Origin of the sequence: Hydrogenophaga sedimenti (assembly GCF_051857515.1) — a bacterium.
GTDB lineage: Bacteria > Pseudomonadota > Gammaproteobacteria > Burkholderiales > Burkholderiaceae_C > Hydrogenophaga.
Genome location: NZ_JBPZHA010000026.1, coordinates 2,501 through 5,389 on the forward strand (window position 1 = coordinate 2,501; position 2,889 = coordinate 5,389).

Annotated in this window: 2 rRNA genes (1 of these 2 running past the window's edge); both read left to right on the plus strand. The window is 51.6% G+C overall.

What is annotated here, in order from left to right:
- Window positions 1-2,562: ribosomal RNA gene (locus ACS5NL_RS22560) — 23S ribosomal RNA — on the plus strand; it begins 315 nt to the left of the window's first position.
- Window positions 2,563-2,726: 164 nt separating this feature from the next.
- A 5S ribosomal RNA gene (gene rrf / locus ACS5NL_RS22565) occupies window positions 2,727-2,839 on the plus strand.
- Window positions 2,840-2,889 lie beyond the last annotated feature (50 nt).

The following is a 2,889-nucleotide window of genomic DNA, read 5'->3' on the forward strand; positions in this document are numbered from 1 at the left end:
GCGGGTGATAGCCCCGTACGTGAAAAGACCTGTGTGGTACTGAGCTGACGAAAAGTAGGGCGGGACACGAGAAATCCTGTCTGAATATGGGGGGACCATCCTCCAAGGCTAAATACTCATCATCGACCGATAGTGAACAAGTACCGTGAGGGAAAGGCGAAAAGAACCCCGGGAGGGGAGTGAAATAGATCCTGAAACCGCATGCTTACAAAAAGTAGGAGCCCGCAAGGGTGACTGCGTACCTTTTGTATAATGGGTCAGCGACTTACATTCAGTGGCAAGCTTAACCGAGTAGGGAAGGCGTAGGGAAACCGAGTCCGAATAGGGCGATTCAGTCGCTGGGTGTAGACCCGAAACCAAGTGATCTATCCATGGCCAGGATGAAGGTGCCGTAACAGGTACTGGAGGTCCGAACCGACTGGTGTTGCAAAACCAGCGGATGAGCTGTGGATAGGGGTGAAAGGCTAAACAAACTTGGAAATAGCTGGTTCTCTCCGAAAACTATTTAGGTAGTGCCTCAAGTATTACCGACGGGGGTAGAGCACTGTTTTGGCTAGGGGGTCATGGCGACTTACCAAACCAAGGCAAACTCCGAATACCGTTGAGTACAGCTTGGGAGACAGAGCACCGGGTGCTAACGTCCGGACTCAAGAGGGAAACAACCCAGACCGCCAGCTAAGGTCCCTAAAATTGGCTAAGTGGGAAACGAAGTGGGAAGGCTAAAACAGTCAGGATGTTGGCTTAGAAGCAGCCATCATTTAAAGAAAGCGTAATAGCTCACTGATCGAGTCGTCCTGCGCGGAAGATGTAACGGGGCTAAGCCAGTTACCGAAGCTGCGGATTTGCAATTTATTGCAAGTGGTAGGAGAGCGTTCTGTAAGCCTGTGAAGGTGTCTTGTAAAGGATGCTGGAGGTATCAGAAGTGCGAATGCTGACATGAGTAGCGTTAAAGGGGGTGAAAAGCCCCCTCGCCGTAAGCGCAAGGTTTCCTACGCAACGTTCATCGGCGTAGGGTGAGTCGGCCCCTAAGGCGAGGCAGAGATGCGTAGCTGATGGGAAACAGGTCAATATTCCTGTACCGATTACAAGTGCGATGTGGGGACGGATCTTAATAGGTTATCCGGGTGTTGGATGTCCCGGTTTAGGCAGAAGTAGGCGATGGGTAGGCAAATCCGCCCGTCATATACCGAGGCTGCCGATCGAGCGAGCTTGCTCGCGAAGTAACTGAACGAGGTCCCAGGAAAAGCCACTAAGCTTCAGCTTGTAATTGACCGTACCGCAAACCGACACTGGTGCGCGAGATGAGTATTCTAAGGCGCTTGAGAGAACTCAGGAGAAGGAACTCGGCAAATTGACACCGTAACTTCGGAAGAAGGTGTGCCCTAGTAGTGTGATGAGAACATCTGAGCACGAATGGGTTGCAAAAAATAGGTGGCTGCGACTGTTTATTAAAAACACAGCACTCTGCAAACACGAAAGTGGACGTATAGGGTGTGACGCCTGCCCGGTGCTGGAAGATTAATTGATGGGGTGCAAGCTCTTGATCGAAGTCCCAGTAAACGGCGGCCGTAACTATAACGGTCCTAAGGTAGCGAAATTCCTTGTCGGGTAAGTTCCGACCTGCACGAATGGCGTAACGATGGCCACACTGTCTCCTCCTGAGACTCAGCGAAGTTGAAATGTTTGTGATGATGCAATCTCCCCGCGGAAAGACGGAAAGACCCCATGAACCTTTACTGTAGCTTTGTATTGAATTTTGAACAGATCTGTGTAGGATAGGTGGGAGGCTTTGAAGCAGGGTCGCTAGATCTTGTGGAGCCAACGTTGAAATACCACCCTGGTGTGTTTGAGGTTCTAACCTAGGTCCATTATCTGGATCGGGGACAGTGCATGGTAGGCAGTTTGACTGGGGCGGTCTCCTCCCAAAGTGTAACGGAGGAGTTCGAAGGTACGCTAGGTACGGTCGGACATCGTGCTAATAGTGCAATGGCATAAGCGTGCTTAACTGCGAGACTGACAAGTCGAGCAGATGCGAAAGCAGGACATAGTGATCCGGTGGTTCTGTATGGAAGGGCCATCGCTCAACGGATAAAAGGTACTCTGGGGATAACAGGCTGATACCGCCCAAGAGTTCATATCGACGGCGGTGTTTGGCACCTCGATGTCGGCTCATCTCATCCTGGGGCTGTAGCCGGTCCCAAGGGTATGGCTGTTCGCCATTTAAAGAGGTACGTGAGCTGGGTTTAAAACGTCGTGAGACAGTTTGGTCCCTATCTTCCGTGGGCGCTGCAGATTTGAGGAAGCCTGCTCCTAGTACGAGAGGACCGGAGTGGACGCACCTCTGGTGTACCGGTTGTCACGCCAGTGGCATTGCCGGGTAGCTAAGTGCGGAAGAGATAACCGCTGAAAGCATCTAAGCGGGAAACTCGTTCCAAGATGAGATCTGCCGGGGCCTTGAGCCCCCTGAAGGGTCGTTGAAGACCACGACGTTGATAGGTCGGGTGTGGAAGCGCAGCAATGCGTTAAGCTAACCGATACTAATTGCCCGAGAGGCTTGACCCTATAACTTTGACGAACTCACATGTTTGAATAAAACAGTTCGTGCAAATGTCTTATGCCAGCATGACAATGGTCATGACGTTGGCAGCAATCGAAAAATCAGCTGATTCCAGACTCTATGAATTCGCCCGGTTGAACGGCTTCGTTCAGCCAGGCAACCAGTTATGCCTGACGACCATAGCAAGGTGGTACCACTCCTTCCCATCCCGAACAGGACAGTGAAACGCCTTTGCGCCGATGATAGTGCGGGTTCCCGTGTGAAAGTAGGTCATCGTCAGGCTTCTATTGAAGCCGTCAGAACCCCCAAGTACCTTGTGCTTGGGGGTTTTG